The sequence below is a fragment of the Streptomyces sp. NPDC045022 genome (assembly GCF_056432605.1).
On record NZ_JBWKIR010000024.1, the window covers coordinates 1 to 18,146 of the forward strand.

Here is an 18,146-nt window from a genome sequence, read left to right on the forward strand (position 1 = left end):
CCGCCGGAGAAGGCGCTTGTCCTCTGCGTGGACGAGAAGTCGCAGATCCAGGCTCTCGACCGGTCCCAGCCCGTGCTGCCGATGGTGCCCGGCGTTCCCGAACGCCGCAGTCACGATTACGTCCGGGCCGGCACCACCACCCTGTTCGCCGCACTGGAAGTCGCCACCGGCAAGGTGATCGGCTCCCTGCACCGACGCCACCGGGCCGTCGAGGCGAGGCGTCCACCGCTCCGTGCAAGCCCTGGAACGGGATATCCGCAGCTGGCTCGCCGACTGGAACGAACACCCCAGGCCGTTCATCTGGACGAAGACCGCCGACGAGATCCTCGACAAAGTCGCCGCCTACTGCCGACGAATCTCCGACTCAGGTCACTAGTTGTCGAGGCCGATCGCGAAGGCGGCCTCCAGGTCGTGCTGGGAGTAGGTGCGGAACGCGACGTGCGTGTCGGTGGCCTCCACGCCCGGGATCTTGCTGATCCGGCCGGGGATGACCTCGGCCAGGTCCTCGTGCTGCCGTACCCGGACCATGGCGATCAGGTCGTAGGTGCCGGTGACCGAGAAGACCTCGCTGACGGTCTCCAGTGCGGCGATCCGCTCCGCGATCTCGGGGATCCGGTCCACGCTGGTCTTGATGAGGACGATCGCGGTGATCACGGCTGGTTCTCTCCCTCGGACGCCGGAGCCGGTGCGGACTTCACTCTAGCCGTCCCGTCTCCCGCCACCGCCCTTGCGAGGCCGCCCTTCGGGCCCTTGCCTCTGCCGTAGCGCACCCATGCGTAGCCGAAGCCGAGCCCGAAGCCCACCAGGTGCGCGAGATAGGCGACGCCCGGGCCGTCGGAGGCGCGCCCCGCCGCGAGCCACTGCAGGGCCGCCCAGAAGGGCAGCACCACCCAGGCCGGGAAGCGCAGCGGCAGGAAGAACAGGAACGGCAGGAGACTGGTCACGCGCGCGCGGGGGAACAGGTAGAGGAACGCTCCGAGGACCGCCGAGATCGCCCCGGAGGCGCCCACCAGCGACTGCTCGGAGGCGGCGTTGGCGGCCGCGTAGCCGAGCAGGGCCAGGTAACCGCAGCCGGCGTAGAAAAGGGTGAACTGCACCCGGCCCATCCGCTCCTCCGTCATCGCTCCGAAGACGAAGAGGAAGAGCATGTTGCCGAGCAGATGCACCCAGCCGCCGTGCACGAACAGAGCGGTGGCCGGGGTGAGCGCCTCGCGGGCGGCTCCGTCGAACAGCTCGGCGGGAACCACGCCCCAGCGGCGGAAGTACGCCCGCTGCGCGGCGAGCAGCGTGTCCCCCGGGCCGTACGCCGGGGTGAGCCCGGAGGCCGGACCCAGGACGAAGATCAGGCAGCACAGGGCGATGAGGCCGTACGTCACCGGTGCCGAGGTCCCCCGGACCGTCCTGAGTGTCCTGCCGGCCGCCGTGCTCCAGGTGCTGATCATGACTACAGAGCATGACGTAACGGGACGCACGCTGACAGACCGCCTCGCCGCCGTGGACGGACGGGCGGCGAGGACCCCCCAGGCCTTAGGGTTACGAGCCACACGCGTCGGCCGGCGGCGCGGACCGAGAACGAGAAGGAAGCGGACCACCACGATGACGGTTCCCCTGCCGACCGCCACGACGCGATGGCGCTGCACCCTGTGCGGCAATCTCACCCGGTTCGACGTGACCCGTTCCTCGAAGGTCGTCGAGTACGTCCACCTCGATCTGGCCGGTGAGCCGACGGTGGAGGAGCGCGAGGTCGTCAGTGAGACCATCGAATCGGTGCGCTGCCGCTGGTGCAACGCGGTGGACCAGGTGGAGCTCGTGGACAGGCCGGGCGCCGGCTCCTGAGGGAGCGGGCCCGGAGAAGCAGCGGAAGTAGTGGGGTGTGACGGATGGTGGAGACCGCAGGCGGGGGGCCGGGCGACGGCACCGCTGAGGTGCTTGACCGTCCGCTGCCCGACGGCGTGCGCCGCCGGGTCGTGCAGATCGTCTCGGACGGCTTCGGCGGCCTGACCGTGGCGGAACTGCCCGCCCAGCTGAGACAGTACGCCCGGTTCGCCCCCAATCGCCGGACGAAGTTCGCCGGGAACGCGATGGCGGCGGCGCTGGAGACCGATCCGCTGTTCCGCCAGCGGATCGGAGAGAAGTTCAGAGAGGCGCAGCCGGAACTCGCCGGCGCCCTCGACTCCGGCTCCCCGCCCCCGGCCGCGGACCCGCTCGACGTGGCGGCCGCGGCCTACGTACTGCGCCCGGCGGGCTGGGTGAAGCTGGTCACCGCGGCCGGCGAGGAGGCCCAGCGGGCGGACGCCGAGCGGGCGGACGAGGAGAGCCGGGCCGAGCTGGAGCGGCTGCGCGCCGAGCTGGCCCAGGCCCGCGACCACACCCGGGCCGAGACCGAACGGCTGCGCGCGGAGCTGGAGTCGGCGAAGAAGGAGGCGGAGTCGCTGCACCGCAAGCTCCGTGCCGCGCTCAGCGACGTCAAGCGGGGCGAGGCCGCCCTCCGCAAGGCTCAGGGCGAGATGGACGCCCTGCGCGCCGAGGCGCAGGCGCAGGTGTCGGCCGCCGAGAGCGAGTCCCGGCGGCTCAAGGGCCGCCTGGGCGAGGCCGAGGCCGCGCTGGAGGCCACCCGGCGGGCCGCCCGCGAGGGACGCAGCGTGGGGGACATGCGGGTGCGGCTGCTGCTCGACACCCTGCTGGACGCCACCCAGGGGCTCCGGCGCGAGCTGGCCCTGCCCCCGGTGTCCGTGCGCCCGGCCGAGACCGTGGACGCGGTCGAACCGGGCCGGATGACCCCGAAGGACATCGCGGCCCGCGCCCTGTCCGAGAACGACCCGGCGATCCTCGACCAGTTGCTCGCGCTGCCCCAGGCGCACCTGGTGGTCGACGGCTACAACGTCACCAAGACCGGCTATCCGCAGATGCCGCTGGAGAAGCAGCGGCTCAGACTCCTCGGGCAGCTCTCGGCGCTCGCCGCGCAGACCGGCGCGGAGGTGACGTGTGTCTTCGACGGCGCCGAACTGGCCGCGCCGGTGCTGCTCGCGCCGCCGCGCGGGGTGCGGGTGCTGTTCTCCAAGCCGGGCGTCACGGCCGACGAGCTGATCCGCCAACTCGTGCGTGCGGAGCCGCCGGGCCGTCCGGTCATCGTCGCCTCCACCGACCGGGAGGTGGCCGACGGGGTCGCGAAGGCGGGTGCCCGACCGGTGGCCTCTGCGGTGCTTCTCAAGCGACTGTCCTGAAGGTCCAACGGACATAGGTAATGCCCGAATTGGGCGCATCTGTGCGGAGCGCAGCGTCAATCAAGTGTCACCGCATGTGAGTTGTGTGCAAAGAATGCATTGCGCAACAGGGTTTTTTGCCGCGAGGATTTGAACTGATCATAAGTGGGTCACTAGGGTCTGGGCTCGAACCTCCGAACGGGTGAACACTCACAAGAAGGAGTTCGTCCTCCGTGGCGTCCCATCGTCGACCCAAGCAGCCGAGTCGCACCCGCGTGACCGTGCTGACCACCGCAGCCGCCGCTGCCGTCGCGCTGAGCGCGAACGCCGCCAACGCCGCCCCCAGCGAGAAGCTGAGCAAGGACGAGGTGAAGGCGAAGGTCGACAAGCTCTACGAGCAGGCCGAGCAGGCCACCGAGAAGTACAACGGTGCCAAGGAGAAGCAGCAGAAGCTGCAGAAGGAAATCTCCACCATCCAGGACAACGTCGCCCGCGGCCAGCAGGAGCTGAACAAGCTCCGCGACGGCCTGGGTTCGCTGGCCACCGCCCAGTACCGGTCCGGCGGCATCGACCCCTCGGTCCAGCTCTTCCTGTCCTCCGACCCGGACGACTACCTGGACAAGGCCTCCACGCTCGACCAGTTGAGCAGCCAGCAGGTCGACGCGCTGAAGAAAATCCAGGACAAACAGCGCGAACTGGCCCAGGAGCGCGCCGAGGCCACCGAGAAGCTCAAGGACCTCTCCTCCACGCGTACCCAGCTGGAGCAGAAGAAGAAGGAAGTCCAGGGCAAGCTCGCCGAGGCGCAGAAGCTCCTCAACACCCTGACGGCGAAGGAGAAGGCGGCACTCGCCGCCGAGCAGCAGCGCGCCAACCGCTCCTCCACCGAGCGCGTCGACCTCGGCGACACCCCGCCCGCCTCCGGCCGGGCCGGGGCGGCCTTCTCCGCCGCCCAGAGCCAGATCGGCAAGCCGTACGTCTACGGCGCCACGGGTCCCTCCTCCTTCGACTGCTCGGGCCTGACCTCCTGGGCCTACGCCCAGGCCGGCGTCTCCATCCCGCGGACCTCGCAGGCGCAGGCCAACATCGGCACGCGCGTCTACTCGCAGAGCGACCTGCAGGTCGGCGACCTGGTCTTCTTCTTCAACGACATCCACCACGTGGGCCTCTACGCGGGCAACGGCCAGGTCCTGCACGCCCCGCGCACCGGCACGGTCGTCCGGTACGAGTCCATGAGCACCATAGGCGGCCCGTTCATGTTCGGTGTCCGCGTCTGAACCGTCGCGACACCCGCACCCGGTGGCGCCCGAACGGGCGAATCCCGTGAACCGGAACTGACCCCACGCCCCGCCGTTGACCTGCGTCAGCGGCGGGGCGTCAGTGTGTGTTGACTCCGACGTCTTTGGCCGCGGTCCTCTGACGGGGCTACTGTCTGCCGCGTTTCCCCGGCGCTGGGGCCTCCCCGTCCTCAGGCGCCGGGGAAGCGGTCTCCGTCCGCCAGCAGAAGGACTGCCGTGGGGTCCCATCGCCGTCTTGCATCGTCCGGATTCGACCGGGGCGCGGCCGCCCTGTGCGCGCTGTCGGCCGCGGTCGCCGCGCTCGGCGCCGTACCGGCGCACGCGGCGCCGCACGGCGACACCCGTGCCGAGGTGGACCGGCTCTACCAGGAGGCCGAGCGGGCGACCCAGGCCTTCGACAAGGCCGTGGAGCGAGCCGGCACGCTGCGCCGCGAGGTGCGTCACGCCCAGGACCACATCGCCCGGCAGCAGCAGCGCATCAACACCCTCCGGGAGCGGCTGGGTTCGCTGGCCGGCGCCCAGTACCGCTCGGGTGGCATCGACCCGGCCGTCGCCCTGCTCTTCTCCGACGACCCCGACGACTACCTCGACAAGGCCGCCACCCTCGACCGCATCGGCGCCCAGCAGGCCGGCCAGCTGCGGGAGTTGCGGTCCGCGCTGCGCGAGCTGGCCCAGGAGCGCTCGGAGGCGGCCGGCAAGCTCGCCGACCTGGAGAAGAGCCGCAGGGCCGTCACCGCCCACAAGCGGACCGTGGAGAAGAAGCTCGCCAAGGCCCGGCAGCTGCTGAACTCACTGTCCACCGTCGAACGCGCCGCCTTCGCCCGCGCCTCCCGGGGCAGCCGCACCGACCTGCCCTACCTGACCGGCGCCGTCGCCCCCGACGGCCGTGCCGCCGCGGCCTTGGCCGCCGCCCGCGCCGCCCTCGGCCGCCCCTACGTGTGGGGCGCCAACGGCCCCTCCGGCTTCGACTGTTCGGGCCTGATGCAGTGGTCGTACGCGCACGCCGGCATCCACCTGCCGCGCACCTCGCAGGAGCAGCGCTTCGCCGGCCGGCAGGTCCCGCTCTCCCAGGCCCGCCCCGGCGACCTGGTCGTCTACCGCTCCGACGCCAGCCATGTGGCGATGTACGTCGGCAACGGCCGGGTCATCCACGCGCCCTACCCGGGCGCGCCGGTGCGCTACGACCCGGTCGGCATGATGCCCGTCTCGTCGGTCACCCGGCCCTGACCGCGCTCCGCGCCGTACGATCGGAAAGTGGGTGGTCGTGGACGGGCGTGGCGCATCGGAGCCGTGGGGTTCAGCCTGCTGCTGCCGCTGACCGGCTGCGGCGGGCCCACGGCGGCCGACTCCGCCCGGGCCGAGGTGCAGCAGGTGCTCGACCGCCGCGCGGCCGCCCTCCTCGGCCACGACGAGTCGGCGTACGGCGCGACGGGCACCCGCGCCGAGTACACCCGGCTGCGCGCCCTTCCGCTGGCCTCCTGGGCCTACCGGGTCACCGGCGTGCACCGCAGCTCCTCCGGCGCCACCGCCGACGCCGACCTGCGCTACCGCGTCGCCGGCTACGACCGGGCACCCGTCGACGCCCGCCGCACTCTCACCCTCGCCCGTACGGCCGACGGACGGTGGTACGTCAGCGCGGACAAGCCCGCCAGGCGGGCCGGGCAGCAGCTGTGGGACCAGGGGACGGTGACCGCCGTCAAGGGTGCGCACAGCCTGGTCCTCGGCACCGGTCGGCCGGCCGCCGAGCTGCGGGTCTTCGCCCGGCTCGCGGACCGCGCGGTCCCGGCCGTCTCCCGGGAGTGGGGCACGGACTGGAGCCGGCGGGTCGTGGTCCTCGTGCCGCGGTCGCTGGCGGGCATGGCCGGCCTGCTCGGCTCACCCGCCACGAACTACCGGGGCATCGCGGCCGTCACCACCGGTGAAGCGGGCAATTCGGGCAAGGCGCCCGCGGACCGGGTGGTCGTCAACCCGGACGCCTACGCCGGGCTCGGTGACCTCGGCAAGCAGGTCGTGCTGACCCACGAGACCACCCATGTGGCCACCCGGGCGCACACCGACGCCGCCACCCCGCTGTGGCTCTCCGAGGGCTACGCCGACTGGATCGGCTACCTCGGTACCGGCCGCAGCCCGGCGGAGGTCGCACCGGAACTCGCCCGCGCCGTCCAGGACGGCGAGGTGCCCGAAGCGCTGCCTGCCGACCCGGACTTCGGTTTCACCAGCGACCCCACCGAGCTGGCGCAGGCCTACGAGGGCGGCTGGCTCGCCTGCCGGATGATCGCCGGCCACTGGGGCACGGCCCGGCTCGGCGCCTTCTACCGGGCCGTCGGCGCCCACGGAAAGCGGGCGGGCGCGGTCGAGCAGGCGCTGAAGCAGGTGCTCGGCACGACTCCGAAGGAGTTCACCGCGCGCTGGCGGGAGTACGTCGGGACGCGGCTCGGCTGAGCGTGTCGATCGCCTCGCGCGGCCCGCTCGGCCTCCCCGGTGGCCCGGGCGGCGCGCGGCATGCCCGTCCGGAACAGGTCCCCGGCCTCCTCCGCGCGCACCGGCTCGCCCTCCCGGTGGAAGGAGCTCGCCGGGGTCCGGAGGAGGGGCAGCCGGCGGCGCGGCACGGCGGCCTGCTCGGCGGGGTCGTCCAGGTGCCGCAGGAAGGCCAGGACCGTGTGGAAGCGGACCTGGTCGGTGATCTCCGCGTGCTTGGGGCCGCGCAGCCGCTCCAGCACGGCCACCGCACCCGCCCCGACGAGCTGGAGCGGGAGATCGCGGCCCACCCGGGGTCGGAACTCACCCCGCCCGGCGGGCAGTTGCTCATCGGCCGGTACGGCGGGGAGCCGGCCGGTTCGGCGGGCGTACGGCTGCTGGAGCCGGACACGGCCGAGCAGCCCCGCGCGGCCCCGCCCGGTCAGCGACGGCACCCGGCGCGGGGCGGCGCTCGCGCCCTCCCCGGTGCGCCGGCCGAGCAGCCCGAGCGAGACAGCCCGACGAGGGGCCTCGCACGGCGGGCCCGGCGTCAGGAGGAGACGGGGGTCTCCTCCTCCCGAGCGGCCTGCGGCGGGAACGGGGTCGTCACCCTCGGCGGCACGGTCGAGCGCCACAGCCGGCGGGCCGCCGTGAGCGTGGCGGCGACCAGCAGACCGTTGCGCAGCGCCAGCAGCGTGACGCCGTACCAGTCGCTCATCACCACGTGCGAGAAGCCGAGCGGGAACTCCAGGACCGTCACGAAGGACGCGAGCACGACCATCAGCGCGGGCGCCCCCATGCGGCTCGCCCGGTGGGTCAGGCAGACGGCGGCCAGCCCGATCAGCCACACCAGGTACTGCGGGCTGATCACCCGGCTGGTGACCGTGAACAGCAGCACCGCCGTGAAGGCCGCGTCGGCGAGGGCGTGCGGCGTCGCAAGGGCCGCGCGCAGCCGCCACAGCAGCAGCCAGCCGAGAGCGGCCCCCGTCAGTGCCAGCGCCGCCGTGCTGACCTGGTCCACATACGGGCCGAGGAACTCGATCGACCCGTAGTTCAGCAGCACCGCGCCGTTCCAGCCGAAGTGCCGGGCCACATGGAAGACCAGGGAGCCCAGCGACTCCACCTCGGTGCCCCGCTCCCGCTGGAAGGCCAGGAAGGCGAAGGCGCCCGGCATGGACACCGCGAACAGCGCGGCGAGGCCCGCCGCGGTCACCACCGCCGACACCCATGCCCGCCGCCGCACGGCACCGACCAGCAGCAGTGCGGGCCACACCTTCAGCAGCGCCCCGAACGCCGTCAGCGCGCCCATCACCCGCGGATGCCGGGCCCCGGCGAGCAGCGCCGCCACCGCCACCGCGGTCACCATCACGTCGTAGCGGGCGTACACCGTCGGCCCGAGCAGCGGCACCCCCGCCACCCATACCCAGGCCCCGCGCGGGGACCGGCCGGGCCGCCCGCCGGGACAGCGCAGCAGGGCCAGGACGGCGAGGTCGGTGAGGAACGTCAGAACGAAGAAGGCGTGCGCGTAGGACAGGAAGGGCAGGGCGGCGGGGGAGAGGACCGCGAGGGCGGCGGCGGGCGGGTACTGCCAGGTCACGTCGTCCAGCGGAAACGTTCCGTGGCGCAGGACCTCGTACCAGCCGCGGTAGATCACCGACACGTCGGAGGTGACGTCCGGGCCCGGGAAGACGAAGACCCGGAAGACGAACAGCAGCAGCACCACGCGGGTGACGCCCCAGGTCGCCAGTAGCCGGGCCAGGGACCGCCGGGCGGCCTTCGTCTCCACGTGCTCCCCTGTCGTTCGATTCCGGCTGCGACTGCCGTGCCGTTCGATTCCGCGTGGCCATGATGTCGTGCGCACCGGTGCGGGTGCCACAGACTCGGCCGCGCCCCGGCCCCGGAGGGCGGATTCGGTAGGGTCGGCGGCGATGCACAAGACCCTGATCGTCACCAACGACTTCCCGCCCCGGCCGGGCGGCATCCAGGCCTTCCTGCACAACATGGCCCTCCGCCTGGACCCCGGCCGGCTGGTCGTCTACGCCTCCACCTGGAAGCGCGGCCGGGAGGGCGCCGAGGCCACGGCCGCATTCGACGCCGAGCAGCCTTTCACCGTCGTACGCGACCGTACGACCATGCTGCTGCCCACCCCGCGGGCGACCCGGCGGGCGGCCGGGCTGCTGCGGGAGCACGGGTGCACCTCGGTGTGGTTCGGGGCGGCCGCGCCGCTCGGCCTGATGGCGCCCGCGCTGCGCAGGGCCGGTGCCGAGCGGCTGGTGGCCACCACCCACGGGCACGAGGCCGGCTGGGCCCAGCTGCCGGCCGCCCGGCAGCTGCTGCGCCGGATCGGGGAGTCCACCGACACGATCACCTACCTCGGCGAGTACACCCGCTCCCGGATAGCGACCGCGCTCACGCCGGCGGCGGCCCGGCGGATGGTGCAGCTGCCGCCCGGGGTGGACGAGAAGACCTTCCACCCCGCCTCCGGCGGCGACGAGGTCCGGGCGCGACTCGGTCTCACCGACCGCCCGGTCGTGGTCTGCGTCTCGCGGCTGGTGCCGCGCAAGGGCCAGGACACCCTCATCCGGGCCATGCCCCGCATCCTCGTCGCCGAGCCGGACACCGTGCTGCTCATCGTGGGCGGCGGGCCCTACGAGCGGGACCTGCGCCGGCTGGCCCGCGAGACGGGCGTCGACCCCTCGGTCCGCTTCACCGGGGCGGTGCCCTGGGCCGAGCTGCCCGCGCACTACGGCGCCGGGGACGTCTTCGCGATGCCGTGCCGTACCCGGCGCGGCGGCCTGGACGTCGAGGGCCTCGGCATCGTCTACCTGGAGGCGTCCGCCACGGGCCTGCCGGTGGTCGCCGGGGACTCGGGCGGCGCGCCGGACGCGGTGCTCGACGGGGAGACGGGCTGGGTGGTCCGGGGCGGAGAGCCGACGGAGGCCGCCGACCGGATCGTGGCACTGCTGGGCGACCCAGGGCTGCGCCGGCGCATGGGCGAGCGGGGCCGACGCTGGGTCGAGGAGAAGTGGCGCTGGGACCTGCTGGCGGAGAAGCTCGAAGACCTGCTGTAAACCTCGCCGCGAGGCTAGGCGGAACCGGAAAATCCGCCCATGCTGCGCACCATGACAGCAAAACTGATGCAGCGTCAGCTGACGAGACGTCACATCCTCGGTATGGCCGCGCTCCAGACCGCGGCCACTTTCGGATTCACCCGCATCGGCCTCCAGTCGGCCCGGGCCGCCGAGCCCGGCGCCGTCGACAACGCCCCGGCCATCGTCGTCGGCTCCGGCTACGGCGGGGCGGTCGCCGCCCTCCGCCTCGGCCAGGCCGGCATCCGCACCCTCGTGCTGGAGATGGGGCGGCTGTGGAACACCGCCGGCGCCGACGGCAAGGTGTTCTGCTCCACCACCGCCCCCGACCAGCGGTCCATGTGGTTCCGCACCCGCACCGAGGCCCCGCTCGCCACCTTCCTGTGGCTGGACGTGGTCAACAGGGCCATCGGTCCCTACCCCGGGGTCCTGGACCGCGTGCACTACGACGCCATGTCCGTCTACGTCGGCCGGGGCGTCGGCGGCGGCTCGCTCGTCAACGGCGGAATGGCGGTGACCCCGCCGAAGTCCTACTTCGCCGAGCAGTTCCCGGCCGTGGACGCCGACGAGATGTACGGCACGTACTTCCCGCGCGCCCGCGCCATGCTCGGCGTCAACACCATCGACCCCGCGTGGTTCGAGTCCACCGAGTGGTACCGGTTCACCCGGACCGCCCGGAAGGCCGCCGCCGGCGCCGGACTGAAGACCACCTTCGTGCCGAACGTCTACGACTTCGGCCACATGGAGCGCGAGGCCGCCGGCACCGCCCCGAAGTCCGCGCTCGCCGGGGAGGTCATCTACGGCAACAACCAGGGCAAGCGCAGCCTCGACAGGACCTATCTCGCCGCCGCCCTCGGCACCGGCGAGGTCACCATCCACACCCTGGAGAAGGTGACGTCGGTCAGCAGGGCGAGCGACGGGTCGTACATGCTGACCGCGGACCGGATCGACAGCACGGGCAGGGTCGTGGAGACCAGGAGTTACCGCTGTACGTACCTGTTCCTCGGCGGCGGCAGCCTCGGCACGAGCGAACTCCTCGTCCGCGCCCGGGACACCGGCACCCTGCCGGACCTCGACGCCGCCGTGGGCGCGGGCTGGGGCACCAACGGCAACACCATGCTCGGCCGCGCCAACCATGTGTGGGACACCGTCGGCGCCGACCAGGCCACCATGCCCGTGATGGGCATCGACGACTGGGCCAACGCCGACAACCCGGTCTTCGCCGAGATCGCCCCGCTGCCCATGGGCTTCGAGCACTGGATCAGCCTCTACCTGGCGATCACCAAGAACCCGGAGCGGGCGTCGTTCACGTACGACTCCGCCACGGGCGCGGTGCGGCTCGGCTGGACGGCCGCCCAGAGCGCGGTGTCGGTGCGGATGGCCAAGAAGCTGTTCGACCGGATCAACGCCGCCAACGCGACCATCTACCGGTACGACCTCTTCGGCTCCGGCGGCAAGGTCTTCGCGGACGACTTCACCTACCACCCGCTGGGCGGCTGCGTCCTGGGGAAGGCGACGGACGGCTACGGCCGGGTGAGGGGATACGAGCGGCTCTACGTCACCGACGGCTCGCTCGTGCCCGGCTCGATCGGCGTCAACCCGTTCGTCACCATCACCGCGCTCGCCGAACGCACGATGGCGCGGGTCCTCGCCGAGGACACCGCGCCATGAGCCTTCCCGAGGGGTGACTACTTCGCGTAGATCGCCTCGATCTCGCCCGCGTAGTCCTTCGCCACCACGTTCCGCTTCAGCTTCAGCGACGGGGTGAGGTGGCCCGACTCCTCCGAGAACTGGGAGGGCAGAATGCGGAACTTCCGCACCGATTCCGCCTTCGACACCGCGGCGTTGCCGTCGTCGACCGCCGTCTGGATCGCATCGATGAGATCCGGGTCCTCACGCAGCGACGCCGCGGTGGAGCCCGCCGGCTTGCCGTGCTCCGCGGCCCAGCGGCCCAGGAACTCCTCGTCGATGGTGACCAGCGCGCCCACGAACGGCCGCCCGTCGCCCACCACCATGCACTCCGCGACCAGCGCGTGCGCCCGGATCCGGTCCTCTATCACGGCCGGCGCCACGTTCTTGCCGCCCGCCGTGACGATGATCTCCTTCTTGCGGCCGGTGATCCTGAGGTAGCCGTCCTCGTCGAGGGCGCCGATGTCGCCGGTGTGGAACCAGCCGTCCGCCAGCGCCTCCGCGGTCGCGCCCGGGTTGTTCCAGTACTCCTTGAACAGGTGCTCGCCGTGCAGCAGTACCTCGCCGTCGTCCGCGATCCGCACCACCGAGCCCGGCAGCGGCTGGCCGACCGTGCCGATCTTCTGCCGGTCCCACGGGTTGAACGCGGTCGCCGCACAGGACTCGGTCAGGCCGTAGCCCTCCAGGACGGTGAAGCCGATGCCCCGGAAGAAGTGGCCGAGCCGCTCGCCCAGCGGGGCACCGCCGGAGATGGCGTACTCGCCCCGGCCGCCGAGGACCGCGCGCAGCTTGCTGTAGACCAGCTTGTCGAAGACCTTGTGCTTGACCTTCACGCCGAACGACGGGCCCGAGGGGCTGTCCAGCGCCTTGCTGTAGGCGATCGCGGCGTCCGCCGCCTTGTCGAAGATCGCGCCCTTGCCGTCCGCCTGCGCCTTGGCCCGCGCCGTGTTGTAGACCTTCTCGAAGACACGCGGGACACCGAGGATCAGCGTCGGCCGGAACGCGGCCAGCTCGTCCGTGAGGTTCTTGATGTCCGGGACGCAGCCCAGCTTGATCGGCGCCATCATCGGCGCGACCTGCACCAGCCGCCCGAAGACATGGGCGAGCGGCAGGAAGAGCAGAACCGAGCACTCACCGGTACGGAACAGCGGGCGCAGCCGCTCCACGACGTTCCCACACTCGGCGAAGAAGCTGCGGTGGGTGAGGACACAGCCCTTGGGGCGGCCGGTCGTACCGCTCGTGTACACGATGGTCGCCGGGTCGTCGGCCTTGGCGAGCGAGCTGCGCTCCTCGACCGTCTCGTCCGACACGTCCTGCCCGAGCCGCCCCAGCTCCCGTACGCCGCCGGCCTCGATCTGCCAGACGCTCTTCAGGGCGGGCAGCGCGTCGCGCACCGACTCCACGGCGGCCGTGTGGCTGTCCAGTTCCACGACGCACGCGGTCGCGCCCGAGTCGGACAGGATCCACTGCACCTGCTCCGGCGAGCTGGTCTCGTACACCGGCACGGTGATCGCGCCCGCGCTCCAGATCGCGAAGTCCAGCAGCGTCCACTCGTAGCGGGTGCGGGACATCAGGCCCACCCGGTCGCCCGGCTGCACCCCGGCGGCGATGAGTCCCTTGGCGGCGGCGCGCACCTCGGCCAGGAACTCCCGGGCCGTCACGTCCTGCCAGACACCGTCCACCTTGCGGGCGATGACGGCGACGTCGGGATGCTGCGCGGCGTTTCTGCGGACGATGTCGGTCAGATTGCCGTCCGCAGGGACCTCGTACAAAGCCGGAAGGCTGAACTCGCGCAAGACTGCTGCTCCTCATAGGGCGCCGGCGCCACGACACTGTGTGATGCGACGGTGCGGTCCAAGGCTCGGGCAAGTACTCGGGAATTCACATGTTGAAATCCTGAGCACGACTGGACTGCCCGGACGTTACCCGCCGGTATGGCGTCTACGACAGGGGGTCCAGGCGAGATGTTCGCTGCGTCACACAGGTGGGCGTTCCTTCGCGCACAGTAGTCCACGGCCGAACCGACCGGCGAGTAACCGCAGGCCGGACCGGCACTGTTCACGCGGACCGCACAGGCCTACGCTTGATCACCATGGCATCCACACCCTCCGGCAACCGAAGGACGCGCGTCCACGTGGTCAGCGACGTGCACGGCAACGCCCGGGACCTGGCCCGGGCCGGCGAGGGTGCCGACGCCCTGATCTGTCTGGGCGACCTCGTGCTCTTCCTCGACTACGCCGACCACTCGCGCGGGATCTTCCCGGACCTGTTCGGCGCGGAGAACGCCGACCGCATCGTTCAGCTGCGCACCGCCCGCCGCTTCGCGGAGGCCCGCGAGTTCGGCGCCCGGCTGTGGGCCGGCATCGGCACCGACCGGTTCACGGTCATCGAGAAGGCGGTGCGCAGGCAGTACGCCGAGCTGTTCGCCGCGTTCCCCACCCCGACGTACGCCACGTACGGCAACGTCGACATGCCGCCCCTGTGGCCGGAGTACGCCCGGCCGGGCACCACCGTCCTCGACGGCCAGCGGGTGGAGATCGGCGGCCGGACCTTCGGCTTCGTCGGCGGCGGCCTGTGCACCCCGATGCGGACGCCGTACGAGATAAGCGACGAGGAGTACGCGGCGAAGATCGAGGCGGTCGGCGAGGTCGACGTGCTGTGCACGCATATCCCGCCGGAGGTGCCCGAACTGGTCTACGACACCGTCGCGCGCCGCTTCGAGCGGGGCAGCCCGGCGCTGCTCGACGCGATCCGCCGCACCAGGCCGCGTTATTCACTGTTCGGGCACGTCCACCAGCCGCTCGCGCGCCGTATGCGGATCGGCGCGACCGAATGCGTCAACGTGGGCCACTTCGCCGGGACCGGGAGGCCCTGGGTGCTCGAATGGTGACGGCGGGACCCGGGGGTGAAGGCGGCAGGTCGGCGGCGCGGTAGCCTTCACGCTGCACACACGTGCGCAGCCCGGCGCACACAGACTTCTCAATACGGCCCGCATCTGGAGGAGCCACGGCGATGGCGGAACACACCAGTTCGAGCATCACGATCGAGGCCGCTCCGGCCGACGTCATGGCGGTGATCGCCGACTTCGCCCGCTACCCGGACTGGACCGGCGAGGTGAAGGAGGCGGAGGTCCTGGCGACCGACGAGCGGGGCCGCGCCGAGCAGGTCCGCCTCGTCATGGACGCCGGTGCCATCAAGGACGACCAGACCCTGGCCTACACCTGGGCCGGCGACCACGAGGTCTCCTGGACCCTGGTCAAGTCCCAGATGCTCCGGGCCCTGGACGGCTCCTATCTGCTCAAGCCGGCCGACGCGGGCGCCACCGAGGTCACCTACCAGCTCACGGTGGATGTCAAGATCCCCATGCTCGGCATGATCAAGCGCAAGGCGGAGAAGGTCATCATCGACCGGGCGCTGGCGGGCCTGAAGAAGAGGGTCGAGTCGGCGTAACCCGCGGGCCACGCGACCCCCGCGCGACCGAGGGCACGCACAGGTACGGTTCACCCTCATGCGCACCATCCTGATCACGGGCCCGGGCGGCAGCGGTCGTACGACCATCGCTGCCGCCACCGCACAGCGCGCCGCGGGCGAAGGCGCCCGCACCCTCCTCCTCAGTGCCGATCGCACCGACACCCTGGGCGTGGCACTGGGCACCGGAACAGGACCGGCCCCCACCGAGGTCGCCGAGAACCTCACCGCCTGGCGCCCCGACGCGGTCGACCGCTTCCGCCAGGACCTCACCGCCTTCCAGACCCGCGCCGCGAACGTCCTCGACCTCCTCGGCGCCGCCCGCCTGGACGCCGAGGAGGTCACCCCGCTGCCCGGTGCCGAGGAACTGTCCTTCCTGCGCGCGCTCCGGGACGCGGCCCTCTCCGAGCGCTACGACCTGCTCGTCGTCGACCTCCCGCCCCTCCCGCAGGCCCTCGCGCTGCTCGCCCTGCCCGAGGAGATGCGCCGCTATCTGCGCCGGCTGCTCCCGCCCGAGCGGCAGGCGGCCCGCGCCCTGCGCCCGGTCCTCGGCCGGCTGGCCGGCGTCCCCATGCCCGCCGACTGGCTGTACGAGACGGCCGCCCGCTGGGACGTCGAACTGGCCGCCGTCGAGGCGGTCCTCGCCGACCACCGGACCGCCGTACGGCTGGTCGCCGAACCCGGACCGGCCGGCGCCGCCGCCGTCCACACCGCCGGCCTCGGCCTGGCCCTGCGCGGCCTGCGCACCGAGGCCCTGATCGCCAACCGCGTACTGCCCGACGCCGACGGCGACACCTGGCTCTCCCGCCCGTCGCCCGGCCGGCACCCCGCGACGGGCTTCGCGCCCCTTCTGACTCTCCTCGCCCAGCAGGGCAAGGCCCTCGCCGAGTGGCGGGAGCAGCCGTACGCCGTCCACACCGTCCCCCACCTCGGACGTGACCCGCACGGCAGCGACGACCTCGACGCCCTCGCCGTGCCGGTCGTCAACCCGGCGCCCGCCCCGGTCGAGTGGCCCGTCGCCGACCGGATCGCCGAGGACGGCGTGCTGGTCTGGCACATCCCGCTGCCCGGAGCCATACGGGACGAGCTGGACCTGATCCGGCGCGGCGACGAACTCCTGATCGCCGCGGGCCCGTTCCGCCGGATCGTTCCGCTTCCGTCCGCCCTGCGCCGCTGCACCGTGGCCGGGGCCGGGCTCCGCGAGGGCGAGCTGCGCATCCGGTTCGCTCCGGATCCCGGCCTGTGGCCCACCGCCGGACGGTGAGCGGGTACGCCCGTTCGGGTAACGTCGTAAGAGCGAAGCGTAGTCAGGAGTCCGCCATGAGCGAAGAGCCCCCCGCATCCGGTCCCTACGAGGAGGAGCAGGCGCGGGCCACCGACGCCGACGCCTGGGCCACGGCCTGCGGCGAGGACCTCGCCGCCGAGAAGGCCCGCCGCCGCGCCGATCACGGCCCGCCGCCCGGCTCGGCCGCCGAGGAACTGAAGAAGCTCGTGGACACGGTGGCCGACAAGCTGTCCGGCCTCCAGTCACCGCTCCTCGGAGCCCTCGCCGGACCCGCCGCCCAGCAGGTGGTGCGGCAGGTCGTCCAGCAGGCGAAGGCCGCCGTGGAGCCCGTCATAGAGCGCAACCCGGACGTGTTCGACCACCTCTCGGCGGCCGGCACCGAGCTGCTGGCCGCCTACCGCTCCGCCGTCCAGGCCCAGGAGCACCGCTGGACCACCGGGGCGGCCGGCCCGAAGGACGACCGGGGCGACCGGCCCGACCGGGGCGAGGGCACCGGCCCGGGGGAACGCATCGACCTGGACTGAAGCCCTCCCACGGCAGGGCCTCGGGTACGGTTGGCCGTAGCGGGGCTCGACCGAAACTGAGGGATTCATGGGACTCACCATCGGCGTCGACATCGGCGGCACGAAGATCGCGGCCGGCGTGGTCGACGAGGAAGGCAACATCCTCTCGACCTTCAAGGTGCCGACCCCCTCCACGCCCGGGGCCATCGTGGACGCCATCGCCTCGGCGGTGGAGGGCGCGCGCGCCGGGCACGAGATCGTCGGCGTGGGCATCGGTGCCGCCGGTTACGTCAACCGGCAGCGCTCCACGGTGTACTTCGCGCCCAACATCGACTGGCGCAACGAGCCGCTCAAGGAGAAGGTCGAGGCCCGCACCGGCCTCCCGGTGGTCGTGGAGAACGACGCCAACGCGGCCGCCTGGGGCGAGTACCGGTTCGGTGCCGGCAAGGGCCATCGCAACGTCATCTGCATCACGCTCGGCACCGGTCTCGGCGGCGGCATCATCATCGGCAACAAGCTGCGCCGCGGCCACTTCGGCGTGGCCGCCGAGTTCGGCCACATCCGGATGGTGCCGGACGGCCTGCTGTGCGGCTGTGGTTCGCAGGGCTGCTGGGAGCAGTACGCCTCCGGCCGCGCCCTGGTCCGCTACGCCAAGCAGCGCGCCAACGCCACCCCGGAGCGCGCCGAGGTCCTGCTGGCGCTCGGTGACGGCACCCCGGACGGCATCGAGGGCAAGCACATCTCCATGGCCGCCCGCCAGGGCTGCCCGGTGGCCGTGGACTCCTACCGTGAGCTGGCCCGCTGGGCCGGCGCGGGCCTGGCCGACCTGGCCTCCCTGTTCGACCCGTCCGCGTTCATCGTCGGCGGCGGGCTCTCCGACGAGGGCGACCTGGTCCTCGACCCGATCCGCAAGTCCTACAAGCGCTGGCTCGTCGGCGGCAACTGGCGTCCGGTCGCTGAGGTGATCGCGGCCCGGCTCGGCAACAAGGCGGGCATGGTGGGTGCCGCCGACCTGGCCCGCGAGCCCGACCCGATCATGTGACGTCCACTCTCTGACCACGGCGACTGTGCCCACCCGAGGGGCGCGGGACTGTGTAAAACATGCGGCTCCGCCGCGTGGGCGCGACACGCCACGACGAACCGGCATCGCGCACACA

17 protein-coding genes and 2 pseudogenes are annotated in these 18,146 nt (G+C 72.4%); 14 read left to right on the forward strand and 5 right to left on the reverse strand.

Annotation, left to right across the window (positions count from 1 at the left end):
- Together AC07C1_RS31630 and AC07C1_RS31635 are read left to right on the forward strand one after the other, a co-directional pair.
- Window positions 1–213 (forward strand): annotated as a pseudogene (locus AC07C1_RS31630) (IS630 family transposase); the annotation flags it as partial.
- Window positions 214–232: 19 nt separating this feature from the next.
- Window positions 233–376, forward strand: a complete 144-nt coding sequence (locus AC07C1_RS31635; protein ID WP_478944577.1) for a hypothetical protein — start codon at window positions 233–235, stop codon at window positions 374–376.
- Here the strand turns inward: AC07C1_RS31635 and AC07C1_RS31640 are convergent.
- Both AC07C1_RS31640 and AC07C1_RS31645 read right to left on the reverse strand, forming a co-directional pair.
- On the reverse strand, window positions 373–654 hold the full coding sequence (locus tag AC07C1_RS31640; protein WP_478944579.1) for an Lrp/AsnC family transcriptional regulator: 282 nt from the start codon (window positions 652–654) through the stop codon (window positions 373–375). The genes AC07C1_RS31635 and AC07C1_RS31640 overlap by 4 nt on opposite strands.
- The gene (locus AC07C1_RS31645; protein WP_478944580.1) at window positions 651–1,442 is read right to left on the reverse strand and encodes a rhomboid family intramembrane serine protease; all 792 of its coding nucleotides are present in this window, start codon (window positions 1,440–1,442) and stop codon (window positions 651–653) included. Before AC07C1_RS31645 ends, AC07C1_RS31640 begins: the two co-directional genes overlap by 4 nt.
- Before the next feature lie 154 nt (window positions 1,443–1,596).
- Here AC07C1_RS31645 and AC07C1_RS31650 point away from each other — a divergent pair, with 154 nt between their 5' ends.
- From AC07C1_RS31650 to AC07C1_RS31670, 5 genes are all read left to right on the forward strand, one after another.
- Window positions 1,597–1,836 carry a hypothetical protein gene (locus tag AC07C1_RS31650; RefSeq protein ID WP_014672226.1) on the forward strand — a complete coding sequence of 80 codons (240 nt, stop codon included), beginning with the start codon at window positions 1,597–1,599 and terminating at the stop codon, window positions 1,834–1,836.
- A 44-nt stretch (window positions 1,837–1,880) separates the two neighbouring features.
- On the forward strand, window positions 1,881–3,224 hold the full coding sequence (locus AC07C1_RS31655; RefSeq protein WP_478944582.1) for an NYN domain-containing protein: 1,344 nt from the start codon (window positions 1,881–1,883) through the stop codon (window positions 3,222–3,224).
- Between the two features lie 212 nt (window positions 3,225–3,436).
- Complete coding sequence (locus tag AC07C1_RS31660) at window positions 3,437–4,477, forward strand: C40 family peptidase (RefSeq protein WP_478944584.1); 1,041 nt, start codon at window positions 3,437–3,439, stop codon at window positions 4,475–4,477.
- Between the two features lie 237 nt (window positions 4,478–4,714).
- Window positions 4,715–5,725, forward strand: a complete 1,011-nt coding sequence (locus AC07C1_RS31665; RefSeq protein WP_478944586.1) for a C40 family peptidase — start codon at window positions 4,715–4,717, stop codon at window positions 5,723–5,725.
- 27 nt (window positions 5,726–5,752) lie between these two features.
- Entirely contained in the window at window positions 5,753–6,940 is a 1,188-nt protein-coding gene (locus AC07C1_RS31670) for a hypothetical protein (RefSeq protein WP_478944588.1), read from the forward strand.
- A 23-nt stretch (window positions 6,941–6,963) separates the two neighbouring features.
- Here AC07C1_RS31670 and AC07C1_RS31675 read toward each other — a convergent pair.
- Window positions 6,964–7,221 (reverse strand): annotated as a pseudogene (locus AC07C1_RS31675) (PadR family transcriptional regulator); the annotation flags it as partial.
- A 284-nt stretch (window positions 7,222–7,505) separates the two neighbouring features.
- On the reverse strand, window positions 7,506–8,741 hold the full coding sequence (locus AC07C1_RS31680; RefSeq protein ID WP_478944590.1) for a glycosyltransferase 87 family protein: 1,236 nt from the start codon (window positions 8,739–8,741) through the stop codon (window positions 7,506–7,508).
- 142 nt (window positions 8,742–8,883) lie between these two features.
- Here AC07C1_RS31680 and AC07C1_RS31685 point away from each other — a divergent pair, with 142 nt between their 5' ends.
- Together AC07C1_RS31685 and AC07C1_RS31690 are read left to right on the forward strand one after the other, a co-directional pair.
- Complete coding sequence (locus tag AC07C1_RS31685) at window positions 8,884–10,026, forward strand: glycosyltransferase family 4 protein (RefSeq protein ID WP_478944591.1); 1,143 nt, start codon at window positions 8,884–8,886, stop codon at window positions 10,024–10,026.
- Window positions 10,027–10,077: 51 nt separating this feature from the next.
- Window positions 10,078–11,715, forward strand: coding sequence for a GMC oxidoreductase (locus AC07C1_RS31690; RefSeq protein ID WP_478944593.1), 1,638 nt, complete (start codon window positions 10,078–10,080; stop codon window positions 11,713–11,715).
- Window positions 11,716–11,732: 17 nt separating this feature from the next.
- On the opposite strand, the gene AC07C1_RS31695 is transcribed toward AC07C1_RS31690, so the two are convergent.
- Window positions 11,733–13,529, reverse strand: coding sequence for an AMP-dependent synthetase/ligase (locus tag AC07C1_RS31695; RefSeq protein ID WP_478944595.1), 1,797 nt, complete (start codon window positions 13,527–13,529; stop codon window positions 11,733–11,735).
- Between the two features lie 296 nt (window positions 13,530–13,825).
- On the opposite strand from AC07C1_RS31695, the gene AC07C1_RS31700 reads away from it, so the two are divergent.
- The 5 genes from AC07C1_RS31700 (at window position 13,826) to AC07C1_RS31720 (ending at window position 18,031) form a co-directional block, all read left to right on the forward strand.
- Window positions 13,826–14,623 carry a metallophosphoesterase family protein gene (locus AC07C1_RS31700; protein WP_478944597.1) on the forward strand — a complete coding sequence of 266 codons (798 nt, stop codon included), beginning with the start codon at window positions 13,826–13,828 and terminating at the stop codon, window positions 14,621–14,623.
- A 122-nt stretch (window positions 14,624–14,745) separates the two neighbouring features.
- Complete coding sequence (locus AC07C1_RS31705) at window positions 14,746–15,183, forward strand: SRPBCC family protein (RefSeq protein WP_478944599.1); 438 nt, start codon at window positions 14,746–14,748, stop codon at window positions 15,181–15,183.
- 58 nt (window positions 15,184–15,241) lie between these two features.
- On the forward strand, window positions 15,242–16,465 hold the full coding sequence (locus tag AC07C1_RS31710) for an ArsA family ATPase (RefSeq protein ID WP_478944601.1): 1,224 nt from the start codon (window positions 15,242–15,244) through the stop codon (window positions 16,463–16,465).
- 56 nt (window positions 16,466–16,521) lie between these two features.
- Window positions 16,522–17,010, forward strand: coding sequence for a DUF5304 domain-containing protein (locus AC07C1_RS31715; protein ID WP_478944603.1), 489 nt, complete (start codon window positions 16,522–16,524; stop codon window positions 17,008–17,010).
- Window positions 17,011–17,077: 67 nt separating this feature from the next.
- Window positions 17,078–18,031, forward strand: coding sequence for an ROK family glucokinase (locus AC07C1_RS31720; protein ID WP_478944605.1), 954 nt, complete (start codon window positions 17,078–17,080; stop codon window positions 18,029–18,031).
- Window positions 18,032–18,146 lie beyond the last annotated feature (115 nt).

Bases quoted from the DNA above. Each gene is read 5' to 3' on its own strand.
- AC07C1_RS31645 (WP_478944580.1), bottom strand. From the start codon at position 1,442: ATGATCAGCACCTGGAGCACGGCGGCCGGCAGGACACTCAGGACGGTC.
- AC07C1_RS31715 (WP_478944603.1), top strand. From the start codon at position 16,522: ATGAGCGAAGAGCCCCCCGCATCCGGTCCCTACGAGGAGGAGCAGGCG.
- AC07C1_RS31690 (WP_478944593.1), top strand. From the start codon at position 10,078: ATGACAGCAAAACTGATGCAGCGTCAGCTGACGAGACGTCACATCCTC.
- AC07C1_RS31685 (WP_478944591.1), top strand. From the start codon at position 8,884: ATGCACAAGACCCTGATCGTCACCAACGACTTCCCGCCCCGGCCGGGC.
- AC07C1_RS31720 (WP_478944605.1), top strand. From the start codon at position 17,078: ATGGGACTCACCATCGGCGTCGACATCGGCGGCACGAAGATCGCGGCC.
- AC07C1_RS31705 (WP_478944599.1), top strand. From the start codon at position 14,746: ATGGCGGAACACACCAGTTCGAGCATCACGATCGAGGCCGCTCCGGCC.
- AC07C1_RS31700 (WP_478944597.1), top strand. From the start codon at position 13,826: ATGGCATCCACACCCTCCGGCAACCGAAGGACGCGCGTCCACGTGGTC.
- AC07C1_RS31710 (WP_478944601.1), top strand. From the start codon at position 15,242: ATGCGCACCATCCTGATCACGGGCCCGGGCGGCAGCGGTCGTACGACC.
- AC07C1_RS31655 (WP_478944582.1), top strand. From the start codon at position 1,881: ATGGTGGAGACCGCAGGCGGGGGGCCGGGCGACGGCACCGCTGAGGTG.
- AC07C1_RS31650 (WP_014672226.1), top strand. From the start codon at position 1,597: ATGACGGTTCCCCTGCCGACCGCCACGACGCGATGGCGCTGCACCCTG.